The sequence below is a fragment of the Rhizobium sp. Leaf384 genome (genome assembly GCF_001424065.1).
In the GTDB taxonomy this organism is placed as follows: Bacteria; Pseudomonadota; Alphaproteobacteria; order Rhizobiales; family Rhizobiaceae; genus Ferranicluibacter.
The window spans coordinates 142,868-157,004 of sequence record NZ_LMQE01000007.1 but is presented as its reverse complement, the minus strand read 5'-3'; the positions used below and the strand labels follow the sequence as shown (position 1 = coordinate 157,004).

12 protein-coding genes are annotated in these 14,137 nt (G+C 64.8%); 5 read left to right on the top strand and 7 right to left on the bottom strand.

Going from position 1 to position 14,137, the window contains the following annotated elements; translation table 11 throughout:
- Positions 1–122: 122 nt before the first annotated feature.
- Positions 123–485 (top strand): hydroxyisourate hydrolase, encoded by a 363-nt coding sequence (gene uraH, locus ASG25_RS16490; RefSeq protein WP_062476312.1) that lies wholly within the window; start codon positions 123–125, stop codon positions 483–485.
- Here the strand turns inward: uraH and ASG25_RS16485 are convergent.
- The 4 genes from ASG25_RS16485 to ASG25_RS16470 all read right to left on the bottom strand — a co-directional run bounded on the left by ASG25_RS16485 (position 470) and on the right by ASG25_RS16470 (position 5,497).
- Positions 470–1,624: an alpha-hydroxy acid oxidase gene (locus tag ASG25_RS16485; protein ID WP_062476309.1), complete on the bottom strand. Its 1,155-nt coding sequence runs from the start codon at positions 1,622–1,624 to the stop codon at positions 470–472. The genes uraH and ASG25_RS16485 overlap by 16 nt on opposite strands.
- Positions 1,625–1,716: 92 nt before the next feature.
- Positions 1,717–3,027, bottom strand: coding sequence for a guanine deaminase (gene guaD / locus ASG25_RS16480; RefSeq protein ID WP_062476306.1), 1,311 nt, complete (start codon positions 3,025–3,027; stop codon positions 1,717–1,719).
- The gene (locus ASG25_RS16475) at positions 3,024–4,262 is read right to left on the bottom strand and encodes a urate hydroxylase PuuD (RefSeq protein WP_062476303.1); all 1,239 of its coding nucleotides are present in this window, start codon (positions 4,260–4,262) and stop codon (positions 3,024–3,026) included. The genes guaD and ASG25_RS16475 overlap by 4 nt, the downstream gene beginning before the upstream one ends.
- Before the next feature lie 335 nt (positions 4,263–4,597).
- On the bottom strand, positions 4,598–5,497 hold the full coding sequence (locus tag ASG25_RS16470; protein ID WP_062476300.1) for a LysR substrate-binding domain-containing protein: 900 nt from the start codon (positions 5,495–5,497) through the stop codon (positions 4,598–4,600).
- Between the two features lie 98 nt (positions 5,498–5,595).
- On the opposite strand from ASG25_RS16470, the gene ASG25_RS22345 reads away from it, so the two are divergent.
- Positions 5,596–5,817, top strand: a complete 222-nt coding sequence (locus ASG25_RS22345; protein ID WP_082475833.1) for a hypothetical protein — start codon at positions 5,596–5,598, stop codon at positions 5,815–5,817.
- Here ASG25_RS22345 and xdhC read toward each other — a convergent pair.
- The 3 genes from xdhC to xdhA form a co-directional block, all read right to left on the bottom strand.
- On the bottom strand, positions 5,784–6,617 hold the full coding sequence (xdhC, locus tag ASG25_RS16465) for a xanthine dehydrogenase accessory protein XdhC (RefSeq protein WP_062476297.1): 834 nt from the start codon (positions 6,615–6,617) through the stop codon (positions 5,784–5,786). The genes ASG25_RS22345 and xdhC overlap by 34 nt on opposite strands.
- Positions 6,614–8,953: a xanthine dehydrogenase molybdopterin binding subunit gene (gene xdhB, locus ASG25_RS16460; RefSeq protein ID WP_062476294.1), complete on the bottom strand. Its 2,340-nt coding sequence runs from the start codon at positions 8,951–8,953 to the stop codon at positions 6,614–6,616. Before xdhB ends, xdhC begins: the two co-directional genes overlap by 4 nt.
- Before the next feature lie 127 nt (positions 8,954–9,080).
- Complete coding sequence (xdhA, locus tag ASG25_RS16455) at positions 9,081–10,577, bottom strand: xanthine dehydrogenase small subunit (protein ID WP_062476291.1); 1,497 nt, start codon at positions 10,575–10,577, stop codon at positions 9,081–9,083.
- A 255-nt stretch (positions 10,578–10,832) separates the two neighbouring features.
- Here xdhA and ASG25_RS16450 point away from each other — a divergent pair, with 255 nt between their 5' ends.
- The 3 genes from ASG25_RS16450 to ASG25_RS16440 all read left to right on the top strand — a co-directional run bounded on the left by ASG25_RS16450 (position 10,833) and on the right by ASG25_RS16440 (position 14,026).
- On the top strand, positions 10,833–11,891 hold the full coding sequence (locus ASG25_RS16450; protein WP_062476287.1) for an LLM class flavin-dependent oxidoreductase: 1,059 nt from the start codon (positions 10,833–10,835) through the stop codon (positions 11,889–11,891).
- Positions 11,892–12,077: 186 nt separating this feature from the next.
- Entirely contained in the window at positions 12,078–12,827 is a 750-nt protein-coding gene (gene map, locus ASG25_RS16445; protein WP_062476284.1) for a type I methionyl aminopeptidase, read from the top strand.
- Entirely contained in the window at positions 12,827–14,026 is a 1,200-nt protein-coding gene (locus tag ASG25_RS16440) for a YbfB/YjiJ family MFS transporter (protein WP_244479431.1), read from the top strand. The genes map and ASG25_RS16440 overlap by 1 nt, the downstream gene beginning before the upstream one ends.
- Positions 14,027–14,137 lie beyond the last annotated feature (111 nt).

The following is a 14,137-nucleotide window of genomic DNA, read 5'->3' as shown; positions in this document are numbered from 1 at the left end:
TCCCGAAACCGCCGCGAACTTTCGGGCGATATGTGTTAGGGGCACGTCCGTCCGACGACCACCTTCCTGTTCACCGCACGGCCGGCGGCATCGCTCCGGCCACCCATCGAAAAGAGGTCATCATGACTGCCACCGGCCGCCTGACCACGCATGTTCTCGATACCGCGCTCGGCCGGCCTGCAGCCGGCCTGCAGATTGCGCTGTTCCACATCGAAGGGGAGGCGCGCACGCTTCTGAAGATCGTCACGACGAACAGCGACGGCCGGGTGGATGCACCGCTTCTCGAAGGCGATGCGCTGGCACGCGGACGTTACGAACTTGTCTTTCACGCTGGCGATTACCTCGCGTCACTGGGCACGGCGCTTTCGGACCCGCCGTTTCTCGACATGATCCCGCTGCGCTTCGGAATTGCCGATCCCTCGGCCCATTATCACGTGCCGCTTCTGCTCTCGCCCTACAGCTATTCGACCTACCGGGGAAGCTGAGCGGCTCCGAGATCCAGGATGTCTCTGTCGACGTTGAGAATGTCGCGTTTGCCGCAAAGGGCCATGGTGATGTCGAGTTCCTTGCGCAGGATGTCGAGCGCGAGGCGCACGCCGGTCTTGCCGCCGGCGCCGAGGCCATAGAGGAACGGGCGGCCGATATAGGTGCCGCGGGCACCCAGCGCCACGGCCTTCAGGATGTCCTGGCCCGAGCGGATGCCGCCGTCGACATGGATCTCGATGTCGCCACCGACGGCATCGACGATGCGGGGCAGCATGGCGATCGACGATGACGCGCCGTCCAGCTGACGGCCGCCGTGATTGGAGACGATGATTGCATCCGCGCCGGTTTTCGCCGCCATGCGCGCATCTTCCGGATCAAGGATGCCCTTCAGGATCAGCGGTCCGCCCCAGAGCGCCTTGATCCAGGCGACATCATCCCAGGAAAGTTTCGGGTCGAACTGCTCTGCCGTCCATGCGGACAGGGACGACAGGTCCGAGACGTTCTTGGCGTGACCGACGATGTTGCCGAAGCCGCGCCGCCGCGTCTGCAGCATCTTCAGACACCAGCCGGGGCGCGTTGCCATCTGCCAGATATGCTTGGGCGTGAACTTCGGCGGCGCGGAGAGGCCGTTGCGCAGATCCTTGTGGCGCTGCCCGAGGATCTGCAGATCGAGCGTCAGCACCAGCGCCGAGCACCTGGCGGCCTTGGCGCGTTCGATCAGATTGCGGACGAAATCGCGATCCTTCATGACGTACAGCTGGAACCAGAAGGGTTTCGTCGTGACGGAGGCCACGTCCTCGATGGAGCAGATGCTCATGGTCGACAGGGTGAAGGGAACGCCGAACTCTTCCGCCGCCTGGGCCGCCAGCATCTCGCCATCGGCGTGCTGCATGCCCGTGAGCCCGGTGGGCGAGAGGGCCACCGGCATCGCGACATCCTGGCCGATCATGGTGGTGGCCAGCGACCGGTTGGTCATGTCGACCAGCACCCGCTGGCGCAGCTTGATCTCGTGGTAATCCGTCTCGTTGGCGCGATAGGTGCCCTCCGTCCAGGCACCGCTATCGGCATAGTCGAAGAACATTTTCGGGACGCGGCGCTTGGCAAGAGCTTTGAGATCGGCGATTTCGAGAGGTGGCATGGTGGGCTCCGCGGGGATGGCTGCTCTCGTCTAGCACGCGCAATGACGAGCGTTAAGCGCCCGTCGTGCAACTGGTCAATTAAATTTACCAGTTACGCCAGCGTGGTCTTGGCTGGGCGTCCCGCGACATATGTCTCGACCACGGCCCGGTCGTCGCCCATGGTCTGCAGAAGGAAGAGTTCGTCCGCGAGCGATGCGACGACCTCCGCCTTCAGCGCCATCGCAGGCGTCGCCGTCATGTCGAGCACGATGAGATCGGCGTCCGTTCCCGGCTCCAGCGTTCCGATCCTGTCGGACAGGGAAAGCGCTTCGGCATTGCCGCGCGTCAGGTAGAAGTAGCTCTCGAACGGGTTCAGCCGTTCGCCCAGCAATTGCTGGATCTTGTAGGCCTCGTCCATCGTGCGCAGCATGGAATAGCTCGATCCACCGCCGATGTCGGAGGCGACGGAAATGCGCACCGGCTTTTGCCGCCGCGCCAGTTCCTTCAGCGGAAACAGTCCGGAGCCGAGGAAGAGATTGGAGGTGGGGCAATGGACCGCCACCGAGCCTGTCTCGCTCATCGCGTCCCGCTCGCGCTCCGAAAGATGGATGGCGTGGCCGAAGAGGGAGTTCGGGCCCATCAGCCCGTAGCGGGCATAGACGTCCGTATAGTCTGCCGCATCGGGATAGAGCGAGAGTGTGTAGTCGATCTCCTCGCGGTTTTCCGAGAGGTGGGTCTGGATGTGCAGGTCGGGGAATTCGGCGGCAAGCGCCTGCGCGGCCGACATCTGTTCGGGCGTCGAGGTGATGGCGAAACGGGGTGTGATGGCGACATGGTTGCGGCCCTTGCCGTGCCATTCGGCGATGACCGCGCGGGTCTCGTCATAGCCCACCTCCGGCGTGTCGAGCAGGCCTTGCGGCGCGTTGCGGTCCATCATCACCTTGCCGGCGATCATGCGCATGTCGCGCGCCGTGGCCTCCGTGAAGAAGGCATCGGCCGAAGCCTTGTGGACGGAGCAATAGGCCACCGCCGTCGTCGTGCCGTGACGGATCATCTCGTCGAAAAAATGCACGGCGATGCGCGCGGCATGCGCCCTCTCCACGAAGCGGCACTCCTCGGGAAACGTGTAGGTGTTCAACCATTCCAGCAGATTTGCTGCGTACGAGCCGATGACCTGCATCTGCGGAAAGTGGACATGCGTGTCGATGAAGCCCGGCAGGATGAGATGGGGCCGGTGATCGATCTCGACGACATCGTCGGGCGCCTGGTCGCGCACGGTCGCGTAGGATCCGCTGGCCGCGATGCGGCCGTCGATGAGGAGCAGAGCGCCGTCGGTGTCATAGAGATAGGCTTCGGCATCGTCCATCGACACGGGACGACGGCGAAACGTCAGGGTGCGGCCTCGGAGAAGCATCGATGTCATCGTGTCGCGGTTCCTGCGGCGCTCTCGAACCACGCGGCGATCAGCGCGCGTTCGTCAGCCGTCATGTCGGTCAGATTGCCGGGTGGCATGGCATGGCTGCGGCCGGCCTGAAGGTAGATCTCGCGCGCATGCGCAGCGATCTCGCCGTCGTTTTCGAGCATCACGCCCTTGGGCGGGCGCGCCAGGCCTTCATAGGCCGGTTCGGCCGCGTGGCACATGGAGCAGCGGGTCGAAACCGTATCGCGCACCGCGGGAAAATGCGCATTTTCGGCAAAGCGGGCAAAGGCAGGTGCGATGGCGGCGGTGTCCTCCGCTGCACCGGGCAGCCTCGGTGCCGTGGACAGCCACATGATGAGGATGAAGAGAAGGACGGTGACAAGCCATGTCCACGTCGGGCGACCCTTGCGGGCGTGGGTGGTGTTGAACCAGTGGCGGATGGTGACGCCCATGAGGAACACCAGCGCCGCGATGATCCAGCTATAGGCCGTCGCGAAGGCCAGCGGATAATGGTTCGACAGCATGAAGAAGATGACGGGCAGCGTCAGGTAGTTGTTGTGCAGCGAGCGCTGCTTGGCAATCGCGCCATATTTCGGATCCGGCGTGCGACCGGCGATCAGGTCCGCCACGACGATGCGCTGGTTGGGCATGATGATGAAGAAGACGTTGGCCGACATGATGGTCGCCGTGAAGGCGCCCAGGTGCAGAAAGGCCGCACGGCCGGTGAAGACCTGCGTATAGCCCCAAGCCATGGCAACCAGCACGACATAGAGCAGCGCCATCAGCGTCCAGGTGTTCTTTCCGATTGGCGATTTGCAGAGAAGGTCGTAGATGAGCCAGCCGATGCCGAGCGAGGCGAGCGACAGGAGAATGGCTGTCGTGGAAGAAACGTCGAGCACATGGCGATCGACCAGAAACAGGTCGGCACCGCCGTAATAGACCAGACAGAGGAGCGCAAAGCCGGAGAGCCAGGTCGTGTACGCTTCCCATTTGAACCAGGTCAGGTGTTCCGGCATCATGGCGGGTGCGACGAGATATTTCTGGATGTGGTAGAAACCGCCGCCGTGCACCTGCCATTCTTCGCCATAGGCCCCGACCGGCAGGTGCGGTCGCTTGACCAGCCCGAGGTCGAGCGCGATGAAATAGAAGGAGGAGCCGATCCAGGCAATGGCGGTGATGACGTGCAGCCAGCGCACGGCAAAGGTCAGCCATTCCCAGACGATGGCGTATTCATACATGTCGGTCCCCTTTCATGCCCCCGTCGGGGACATTGCGAAAATTTTCAAGGCGAGGGAAGGGGCGGCTTCCGAAAGATGCGCGTGCTCGACAAGATATTTGCCGGCGCAAGGAATGTGGCCGGAAACCAACGGGGATGAGCCCGCGCGCACCGCGACATCCGGATGGACTGTCGGTCCCCCGGAATGACCGAGATTTTACGCGCGTTCGCGATCCGATGCGGTCGATCTGCGTCCGACGAACCCAAAGCCGGTCACCATCAACCGCAGGCCGCGAACGACGGTCGTTGTCCTTCTCCAAGGACGCAGACGGTGTCGTGGGAACACCGAGCCCGCCATCATTCTCCCTGCGTGCGAGCAAACTCTTCCAGGATCCAGTCCCGGAACGCCCGGATCTTCGGGACGTTGCGGCGGCTTTCGGCATAGGCGAGCCAGTAGTCCCGGCCGTCGTTGCACAGGAGGTCGAAAGGGAGAAGGAGGCGCCCGGCGGCGATGTCGTCGGCGTAATGGGCGGGATTGACGATCGCGACGCCCTGTCCGGCCATAGCGGCGGCCGCGTCGAAGGTCTGCACGCCGAAATCGTTCGGTGTGCGGGTGTCGAGCTTGGCGTCAGGAACGCCAGCGGCGGTGAACCAGTGCTTCCACCACGGGTCGGCGGGGCTGATGAGCGGAAGCTCCAGCAAATCGGCGGGCTCCCGAAGTCCGCCATGCGCGTCCGCCAGCGCAGGGCTGAGCATCGGCGCGAAATCGAGACGCATCAGATGGTGGCTGACGAGGCCGGGCCAGTCGCCCGTGCCCCAGCGAATGGCGATATCAGCTGCTTCGGTGTGAAAATCGACGACGCGGGCACCGGTGATGAGCCGCACGGCAATCTGCGGGTGTCGGAACTGGAATGCGCCAAGGCTTCGCGTCAACCATTGCTGGGCGAAGGTGGGCGTGGAGTGGAGAAGCAAGACCTCGCTCGATGAACGTCGCGCCGCCACGACCGCCTCTCCCAACAGATCGAACCCCTGGCTGACCTTCGGCAGAAGCCGTTCGCCGGTTTCCGTCAGCGCAATCTGCCGGGGGCGGCGCAGGAAGAGGGGTTCGCCGATGTTCTCCTCGAGCAGTTTGATCTGGTAGCTGACCGCGGTCTGGGTAAGGCCGAGTTCCTCGCCGGCCCGGGTGAAGCTCGACAGCCGCGCAACCGCCTCGAACACCCGGAGCGCATTGAGCGGGAACTGTCGGGACATCTTCATGGATCAGGTCTCTTGATGGCGGCAGGCGGATGTTCGATTGGATTTCGACCATGGGGAGGCGGAAGATGCAAGCCGTTCCCTGAGACAATGGTGATGCCATGAGCCTGCCGACGACACAGCAACTCCCCCTGCGGACACCGAAAGACACTATCGTTCGTCTGGTCCTGCGCCGAACGCGGGCCGTCCTCGCCCGGTTTAATCCGGCACGCTATCCGCGGCTCGACGTTGAGAGCATGCCGGCGCATCTCCAGCGCGATCTCGGCTTTCTCGATGGACGAGACCCGCGCTACGAACCGAAAGAGGTGGCAGAGCGCCGGTAGGCGTCGAGTGCTATCAGCACCTCGGCCGCCGTCATCGCGGCGATGACGGCCGGGCGTTTGTCACTTACTGTCTTGCCGCCGATGGGCAGAACGAGCCTGGATATGGCGGCGGCATCGAGCCCTTCGTCGCGCGCCCAGCTGGCGAAGGTCGCACGCTTGGTCTTGGAACCGATCATGCCGGTATAGGCGAGATCGGCACGCGAAAGCGCTTCCCGCGCGATCAGGAAATCCAATGCATGATCATGGGTGAGGATGATCACCGCACTGCCGGGCGCAATGTCCTTGACGAGGGCCTCGGGCATCGCGGTCAGCCGCGGGCTTGCGCCTGACGACATCAGGTCGAGTTCGTTCCGGCGCGTTTCCACGGCGAAGATGCGCACCGGCAGGAGCACAAGCGCATCGGCCAGCGCCCGGCCGACATGGCCGGCCCCGAACAGCCAGACTTCCGGAAAACCGCTCACGCGGGCTTTGAGCATCGCGTCGAGGTCGTCGCGGGCGGCCGCATCGAGCACCCGGAAGGACAGCGCCACGCGACCGCCACAGCATTGGCCGATCTCCGGCCCCAGAGGAATGTCGAGACGGAGATCCGTCGCCATGCCGGCCATGAGGTTGCGGGCATGGTCGATCGCCATGTGCTCCATCTGGCCGCCGCCGATGGTGCCATGGCTGTCCTGCGGCGAGACCAGCATGAAGGCTCCGGTCTCGCGCGGGGTCGAGCCAAGCGCTTCCGCCACTTCGATCAGAACGATCTGCGCCTCGCGGGCGAGAAACGCCTGCAGGCTGCCGACGACGTATTTCATGAAGGAACGCGCATGCGCTCGACCGCCATCAACACGCGTTCCGGCGTGGCCGGCGCATCGAGGCGCGGGCATCGACGGTAGTCGCCGACGCTTGCGACCGCCATGGAGATCGCCTCGAACACGGATATCGGCAGGTTGAAAGGCGGCTCGCCCACGGCCTTGGAGCGGCCGATGGTTTCCTCGCCGTTCTCGCTCCAGTCCGCGAGCTTGACGTTGAAGATCTTCGGCCGATCGGAGGCAAGCGGGATCTTGTAGGTCGAGGGCGCATGGGTGCGAAGCCGCCCCTTGGCGTCCCACCAGAGCTCTTCGGTCGTCAGCCAGCCCATGCCCTGCACAAAGCCGCCTTCGATCTGTCCGATGTCAATCGCCGGGTTGAGCGAGCGCCCGACGTCGTGAAGCACATCCACGCGATCCACCATGTATTCGCCGGTCAGCGTGTCGATCGAGACTTCGGAAACGGCGGCGCCGTAGGCGTAATAATAGAAGGGCGTCCCGCGCCCGGTGTTGCGGTCCCAGTGGATCTTCGGCGTCTTGTAGAAACCGGCAGCCGACAGCTGGACGCGGGCAAAATAGGCCTGCTTGACGAGATCGGCGAAGGGCACGCGCTCGTCGCCGATGCGGACGTGGTTCGGTACGAAGGAAATTTTGTCCGGCGTCGTCTGCCACCGCTCGGCGGCGAAGGCGACGAGGCGTTCCTTGATCTGTCGGGCAGCGTCGGCTGCCGCCATGCCGTTGAGGTCGGTGCCGGAGGAGGCGGCGGTGGCAGAGGTGTTCGGTACCTTGCCGGTCGTGGTCGCTGTGATCTTCACCCGTTCGATGTCGACCTGGAAACTGTCTGCCAGCACCTGCGCGATCTTGGTGTAGAGCCCCTGTCCCATTTCGGTGCCGCCATGGTTCAGGTGGATCGACCCGTCCTGATAGACATGGACCAGAGCACCGGCCTGGTTGAAGGCGGTCATGGTGAAGGAGATGCCGAACTTGACCGGCGTCAGCGCAATGCCCTTGCGGATGATGCGGCTTTGCGCGTTGAAGGCGAGAATGTCGGCGCGGCGTTTCTGGTAGTCGGCACTTTCCTCGAGTGCCGCGACCAGCCTGCCGATGACATTGTCCTCGACCTGCTGGTGATAGGGCGTGAGATCGCGGCCGGACCCCTTTTCGCCGTAAAAATTCTGTTTGCGGATGTCGAGCGTGTCCTTGCCGAGGGCGTAGGCAATCTCCTCGATGATGCGTTCGGCCCCAAGAATGCCCTGCGGCCCGCCGAAACCGCGATAGGCCGTATTGGACACCGTGTTGGTTTTCAGCGGTTCCGAGGTCAGCCGCACATGCGGATAGAAATAGGCGCCATCCGCGTGGAACAGGGCGCGATCGGTCACCGGCCCCGAGAGGTCGGAGGAATAGCCGCAACGCGCGGCGAAGGTGGCGTCCACGGCATGGATGCGGCCGTCGTCGTCGAAGCCGACCTCGTAGTCGACGAGGAAGTCATGGCGCTTGCCGGTGCAGACCATGTCCTCGTCGCGGTCGGGCCGAAACTTGACCGGGCGGTTGAGCTTTTTCGCGGCGACGGCGGCGATGACTGCGAACTGGTTGCCCTGTGTTTCCTTCCCGCCGAAGCCCCCGCCCATGCGGCGCACCTGAACGGTGACGGCATTGGACGGCACGCCGAGAACATGGGCGACCATGTGCTGGATTTCGCTCGGATGCTGGGTGGAGGACCAGACGGTGATGTCGTCGTCTTCGCCCGGAATGGCAAACGCGATGTGGCTTTCGAGATAGAAATGCTCTTGCCCGCCGATCTGCATCGCCGCCTTTACGCGGCGGGGCGCGTGCTGCATCTCGTTGACGGCATCGCCGCGCGACAGGGTCAGCGGCTTGGTGACCAGCTTGCCCCCGGCCTCCCGCGCTTCCTTGACGTCGATGACGTGGGGCAGGTCGGCATAGGTGATCCTGGCGAGGCGCGCGGCGCGTCGGGCGGCGTCGCGCGTTTCGGCGATGACCGCAAAGGCGGCCTGTCCGTGGAACTCGACACGTCCGTCCGCGAGCACCGGCTCGTCATCGAGGTGGCTCGGGCTGATGTCGTTGACGTGCGGCATGTCGCGCGCGGTCAAAACGCAGACGACGCCCGGATAGGTCTCCACGGCGCTCAGGTCCATGGCGACGATCTCCGCATGGGCCCGGTCTGTCAGTCCGAGAGCCGCATGCAGCGTTCCCGCGGGCTCGGGCATGTCGTCGATATAGTCGGCGCTGCCCGCCACATGCTTGTGAGCGCTTTCATGGCGCAGGCTCTTGTGCATGCCGCCGTGAATGATCTTGCGCTCCTCGAAGGTCGAGCTGTCCATGATGCGTCTCCTTGGCCTTGCGGCCTTCTGTCTTTTGCAGCGCGCCTCGCGTCCGCCTGCCGGCAGCTTCTTCCCCGTTGTGGGAAGGTTCAGGGCGAGGGTCTCCGCCAACCCGACGCGTTGCGTCTCATTCCGCCGCCTCGAAGCGAACCAGCTCCGACGGCGATCCCGAGGTCTCCAGGTAGAAGCGGAGCAGCAGGTTCTTGGCGGTCAGCGCGCGATACGCGCTTGTGGCGCGCCAATCGCTCAGGGGCTGGTAATCCACGTCGAACGCCGGGCGCGCGGCGATCACCGTCTCTTCCGTCCACGGCTTGCCGATCAGGGCATCCTCGACGGCCGTGGCGCGCTTCGGCGTCCCGGCCATGCCGCCGAAGGCGATACGGGCGGAGATGACGAGGCCTTCGCTGGACACGGCGAGACGAAAGGCGGCGCAGAGAGCCGAGATGTCCTCGTCGCGGCGCTTGGAAATCTTGTAGACGGCGACGTGCTCGTCCGCAGGGAGCGCCGGAACGAACACGCTCTCCACGAACTCTCCGGGATGGCGGTCCTGCCGGCCGTAGGCGATGAAATAGTCCTGCAGGAGCAGGGTTCGCGTGCCCGAAACGGAACGCAGCGTCACGGTCGCGTCGAGCGCGATCAGCGGCGGCGGCATATCCCCGATGGGCGATCCATTCGCGATATTGCCGCCGATGGTGCCCATATTGCGCACCTGATCGCCACCCAGCCTATCGAGCAGCTTTCCGAGCGGTGGCAGGCGACGCGCGAGGGTGGCGAAGGCGCGGGAATACGTGACGCCGGCGCCGATGGTCATTCCCTCCGGCGTCTCGGTGATCACCTGCAGGTCGGACAGGCCGTTGATGAAGACGACGGGGTTGATGGGACGCATCTGCTTCGTCACCCAGAGACCGACATCGGTCGAGCCGGCGACCACGGTGGCATCCGGATATTCCGCGAGCGTCTCGGCCAGCGCCTGCGCCGAGCCGGGCACCACGATGCGGGCCTCGGGCGCGCCGAGGACGATGGTCTCGCCCTCCGGTCGCTCGGACAAAAAGGTGTGAACGCGATCGCGCATCCTGAGGATGGGGTCAAAAACGGCATCCGGCCGGGCGCGGGCGACCGCTTCGGCCGCGCGCACGATCGGCTCGTAGCCGGTGCATCGACAGAGATTGCCCTGCAGGGCCTTTTCGATATCGGCGCGCCCGGGATTGTCCTTCGACAGCCACAGGCCGTAAAGCGACATCACGAAGCCCGGCGTGCAGAAGCCGCATTGCGAACCATGGTAATCCACCATTGCCTGCTGGACCGGATGCAGCGTGCCGTCGCGCGCAGCGAGATGCTCGACGGTAACGACATGCGTGGCGTTCAGCGAACCGACGAAGCGGATGCAGGCATTGACGCCTTCGTAGACGAGCTTGCCCGCCACCAGCCGGCCCACAAGAACCGTGCAGGCGCCGCAATCGCCCTCGGCACAGCCTTCCTTGGTGCCGGTCAGCCGACGTTCCAGCCGAAGGAAGTCGAGCAGCGTCGCGGTTGGCGCCACTGTCGTCAGGTCGATCTCGCGCTCGTTGAGCAGGAAACGGATGCTGCCGGAAGGCGCCTGGGCGGTTCGGGTGGTGCTGGTCATTCGGACCCCTTGTCTTGACGGGCAAGACTAAGCGCAAACACCGTCGACTGACAATTGCTTTTGGCAGAACGCATGCTCCGCATGCCGAAGGTGCCTTCGGCAGAACGCATGCTCCGCATGCCCGAGGCTGGCGGTCGGGATGTCTGCTGATGGCTGTAAACGGGGCGGCAACGCTGCGTCTACGTCTTGGACGGTGGGAAAAGGCGCGTGCGATGGTTATGTGTGGGGAAACCCCATCATGAGGACCCGCATATCATGGAACTCGGTCTCTACACCTTCGGCGATGTCGATCCCAAAGCCGCCGACAAAGGCCGCGAGGGCGAGCGTCGCCTGAAAAACCTGCTGGAAGAAATCGAACTTGCCGATCAGGTGGGGCTCGATGTCTTCGGGCTCGGGGAACATCATCGTGCAGATTACGTGGTGTCGTCGCCGGCCGTGGTGCTGGCCGCCGCCGCCGCACGGACACGCCGCATCCGGCTGAGCAGCGCAGTAACGGTTCTTTCGTCGGACGACCCTGTTCGCGTGTTCCAGCAGTTTGCAACGCTCGATCTTCTCTCGGGCGGGCGCGCCGAGATCATGGCGGGCCGCGGATCCTTCATCGAATCGTTTCCGCTGTTCGGCTATCCCTTGGAGGACTACGACGACCTGTTTTCCGAAAAGCTCGACCTGCTGATGGCGCTGCGCAGCGGCGAAATCGTGAACTGGGAAGGCGAGAAGCGGGCCGCGCTTCACGATCGCGGTGTCTATCCCCGGCCTTTGCAGGCACCGTTGCCGCTCTGGGTGGCCGTTGGCGGGACGCCGCAGTCGGTTGCGCGTGCCGGCGCGCTTGGCCTGCCGGTCGCGCTCGCCATCATCGGCGGCGAGCCCGCGCGCTATGCGCCGCTGTTCGATCTCTACCGCGAAGCCGCCCGCCGGGCGGGGCAACCGGCTGCCGGCCTGAAGACGAGCATCAACGTGCACGGGTTCATTGCCGATACGACGGAGTCCGCCGCCGACCAGTTCTACGGGCCGCAGGCCGAAGTGATGGACCGGATCGGCCGCGAGCGCGGCTGGGGCCCGACCAATCGCCAGCACTTCAACCAGGCGATCGGCCCGCGCGGCAATCTGTTTCTCGGCGACCCCGAAACGGTTGCGGACAAAATCATCCGGCACCATCGAATCTTCCGCAACGACCGCTTTCTCCTGCAGATGGCGATCGGCCCGATGCCGCATGATCAGATCATGCGCGGGATCGAGCTCTACGGTACGAAGGTCGCACCGCGCGTGCGCGAAGGGATCGCCGAAGATGCTGCCCGCGCGGCGAGCGCCGTGTGAGCCGTCTTTGACATGTGCGGTGTGCAACCTCAACCTTGCGCATCCCGCGCACCCTCAGCCCTTGCGCATCGCGTGCAACCTGCCTTCCCTGCGGGCGGGAAGCGGAGTAGATAGGTTCGCTTTTCCACCCGCGCTTTGCGGCCCTGTGCCGCGCTGCGCCGTGCCAGCCTCCGGATATGAACGATCATGACCCTGGAAAATGCCGACGATCTCGAACGTCTGAAGGAAATTGGCCGGATCTGCGCCAACACGCTGCAGATCATGGGTGCGGCCCTCGAGCCGGGAATGACGACGGCCGAGCTGGACCTGATCGGCCGGAAGGCGCTGGAGGCCGAAGGTGCGCAATCGGCGCCGGAGCTGTCCTACCGTTTTCCCGGCGCCACCTGCATCAGCGTCAACGAGGAAGTTGCGCACGGCATTCCCGGTGCGCGGGTGATCGCAGCCGGGGATCTGGTCAATATCGACGTCTCTGCCGAAAAAGGCGGGCTTTTTGCCGACACCGGCGCGTCCTTTGCCGTGCCGCCTGTCTCGCGGGCAACCGAGCGGCTGTGCCGTGACGGCAAGCGCGCCATGTGGGTGGGGCTGAACGAGGTCAAGGCCGGTAAGCCGCTGGCGTCGATCGGCAATGCAATCGGCGCCTTTGCCCGCAAGAACCGCTATACCCTCATCTCCAACCTTGCGAGCCACGGTGTCGGTCGCTCCCTGCACGAGGAGCCGACCGAGATCTCGACATGGCCCGACAAGCACGAAAAGCGGCGGATGGAGGACGGGATGGTCTTTACCATCGAGCCCTTCCTGTCGATGGGCGGTCAGTTTGCCGAAGGCGGCGACGATGCGTGGACGCTCTACAGCGAGCCGCGCGCCCCGACGGTCCAGTACGAGCACACGGTGGTCGTCACCCGCAACGGTCCTCTCGTCGTCACGCTGCCCGGCTGATGCTCACATGGCGCAGATCGACTGTGCGGCTTCTCGCGACGGCCTTGTCCGGTGCGATCGCGATGGCCGTCGCCATGGGGTTCGGCCGTTTCTCCTATACGCCGATCCTGCCCGGCATGATGCTCGATGTCCCGCTGAGCCCGGGGGAAGCCGGGGTGATCGCGGCCGCCAATTTCGTCGGATACCTGCTCGGTGCCGTGCTTGCCGGCCTGTCCTTTGCGCAAGGACGCGAACGGGTGATCGGGCTCGGCATGCTGGTCGCCACGACGCTGCTGCTGTGCGCCATGGGCTTGGCGAACGCCGTGGTGGTGTTCGCCGTTATCCGATTTCTGGCCGGCATGGCGAGCGCCTTCACCATGATCATGATCTCCCAGATCGTGCTGACACGGGGTGCGGCGGCGGGCAGCACCGCCGTGCAGTCGCTGCATTTTGCAGGCGTCGGCCTGGGGATCGCTGCCTCGTCGCTGATGGTCTGGCTGCTGCCGGCCGGTCAGGGTGAGGCGCTTGCGAACTGGCGGGAGGCGTGGTTTGCCGGCGCCTTTCTTTCCCTGCTCGGCACCGCCTGCGTGGCGCTGCTTCTGCCCGAAGGACCGGTGACCGCCGGGACCGCGCCGGCGGCCGAGCCGCGCCTCGTCTGGACGCGACCTTTCGCGGCGCTGACGCTGACCTACGGGTTGTTCGGCTTCGGTTATGTCATCACGGCGACGTTCCTCGTCGCCATGGCCCGGGCAGGCGCGGTCGACCACACGATCGAGTTTCTCTGCTGGCTGGTCACAGGGCTCAGCGCTGCGGTCTCGGTTGCGGCCTGGCGGCAGCTGGTGCCGCGCTTTGGCATCGTCGGCGTCTATCTCATCGGGCTTGTGGTCGAGGCGGCGGGCCTCGTCCTGACCGTCGTCCTCCCGTTCCCGGCAGCGCCCCTGGCCGGCGGTCTGCTGCTTGGCGCCACCTTCATCATGATCACCGCCTTCGGCCTCCAGATCGGCCGGGCGCTGGCGCCGGCAAGCCAGCGGCGCGCGCTCGCGATCATGACCGCCGCCTTTGGCATCGGACAGATCATCGGTCCGCTCGTCGCGGGCTGGCTCGCCGGATCCACCGGCAGCTTTACGCTGCCGACGCTGATCGCAAGCGCCGTTCTGATCCTCTGCGCCGGTATCATCCTGGTCGAGCGTCGCGGGATTCGTCTCGCCTCGGGGCTATGAGACGGTCGCCTCCCATTAAAAAGACGTAACCTTTCAATGGCGTGATTGTGAAGCCATCCCAATTGGCCTAGGTTCGCCGCCATGACCGCGGGCGGTTCGCCCGCCAGCCAG

What these genes read in the sequence shown, in the direction of transcription:
- xdhC (WP_062476297.1), bottom strand. Translation starts at nt 6,617, where the DNA reads ATGAAATACGTCGTCGGCAGCCTGCAGGCGTTTCTCGCCCGCGAGGCG.
- map (WP_062476284.1), top strand. Translation starts at nt 12,078, where the DNA reads ATGACCCTGGAAAATGCCGACGATCTCGAACGTCTGAAGGAAATTGGC.
- ASG25_RS16450 (WP_062476287.1), top strand. Translation starts at nt 10,833, where the DNA reads ATGGAACTCGGTCTCTACACCTTCGGCGATGTCGATCCCAAAGCCGCC.
- guaD (WP_062476306.1), bottom strand. Translation starts at nt 3,027, where the DNA reads ATGACATCGATGCTTCTCCGAGGCCGCACCCTGACGTTTCGCCGTCGT.
- ASG25_RS16485 (WP_062476309.1), bottom strand. Translation starts at nt 1,624, where the DNA reads ATGCCACCTCTCGAAATCGCCGATCTCAAAGCTCTTGCCAAGCGCCGC.
- ASG25_RS22345 (WP_082475833.1), top strand. Translation starts at nt 5,596, where the DNA reads ATGAGCCTGCCGACGACACAGCAACTCCCCCTGCGGACACCGAAAGAC.
- xdhA (WP_062476291.1), bottom strand. Translation starts at nt 10,577, where the DNA reads ATGACCAGCACCACCCGAACCGCCCAGGCGCCTTCCGGCAGCATCCGT.
- ASG25_RS16470 (WP_062476300.1), bottom strand. Translation starts at nt 5,497, where the DNA reads ATGAAGATGTCCCGACAGTTCCCGCTCAATGCGCTCCGGGTGTTCGAG.
- xdhB (WP_062476294.1), bottom strand. Translation starts at nt 8,953, where the DNA reads ATGGACAGCTCGACCTTCGAGGAGCGCAAGATCATTCACGGCGGCATG.
- ASG25_RS16475 (WP_062476303.1), bottom strand. Translation starts at nt 4,262, where the DNA reads ATGTATGAATACGCCATCGTCTGGGAATGGCTGACCTTTGCCGTGCGC.
- uraH (WP_062476312.1), top strand. Translation starts at nt 123, where the DNA reads ATGACTGCCACCGGCCGCCTGACCACGCATGTTCTCGATACCGCGCTC.
- ASG25_RS16440 (WP_244479431.1), top strand. Translation starts at nt 12,827, where the DNA reads ATGCTCACATGGCGCAGATCGACTGTGCGGCTTCTCGCGACGGCCTTG.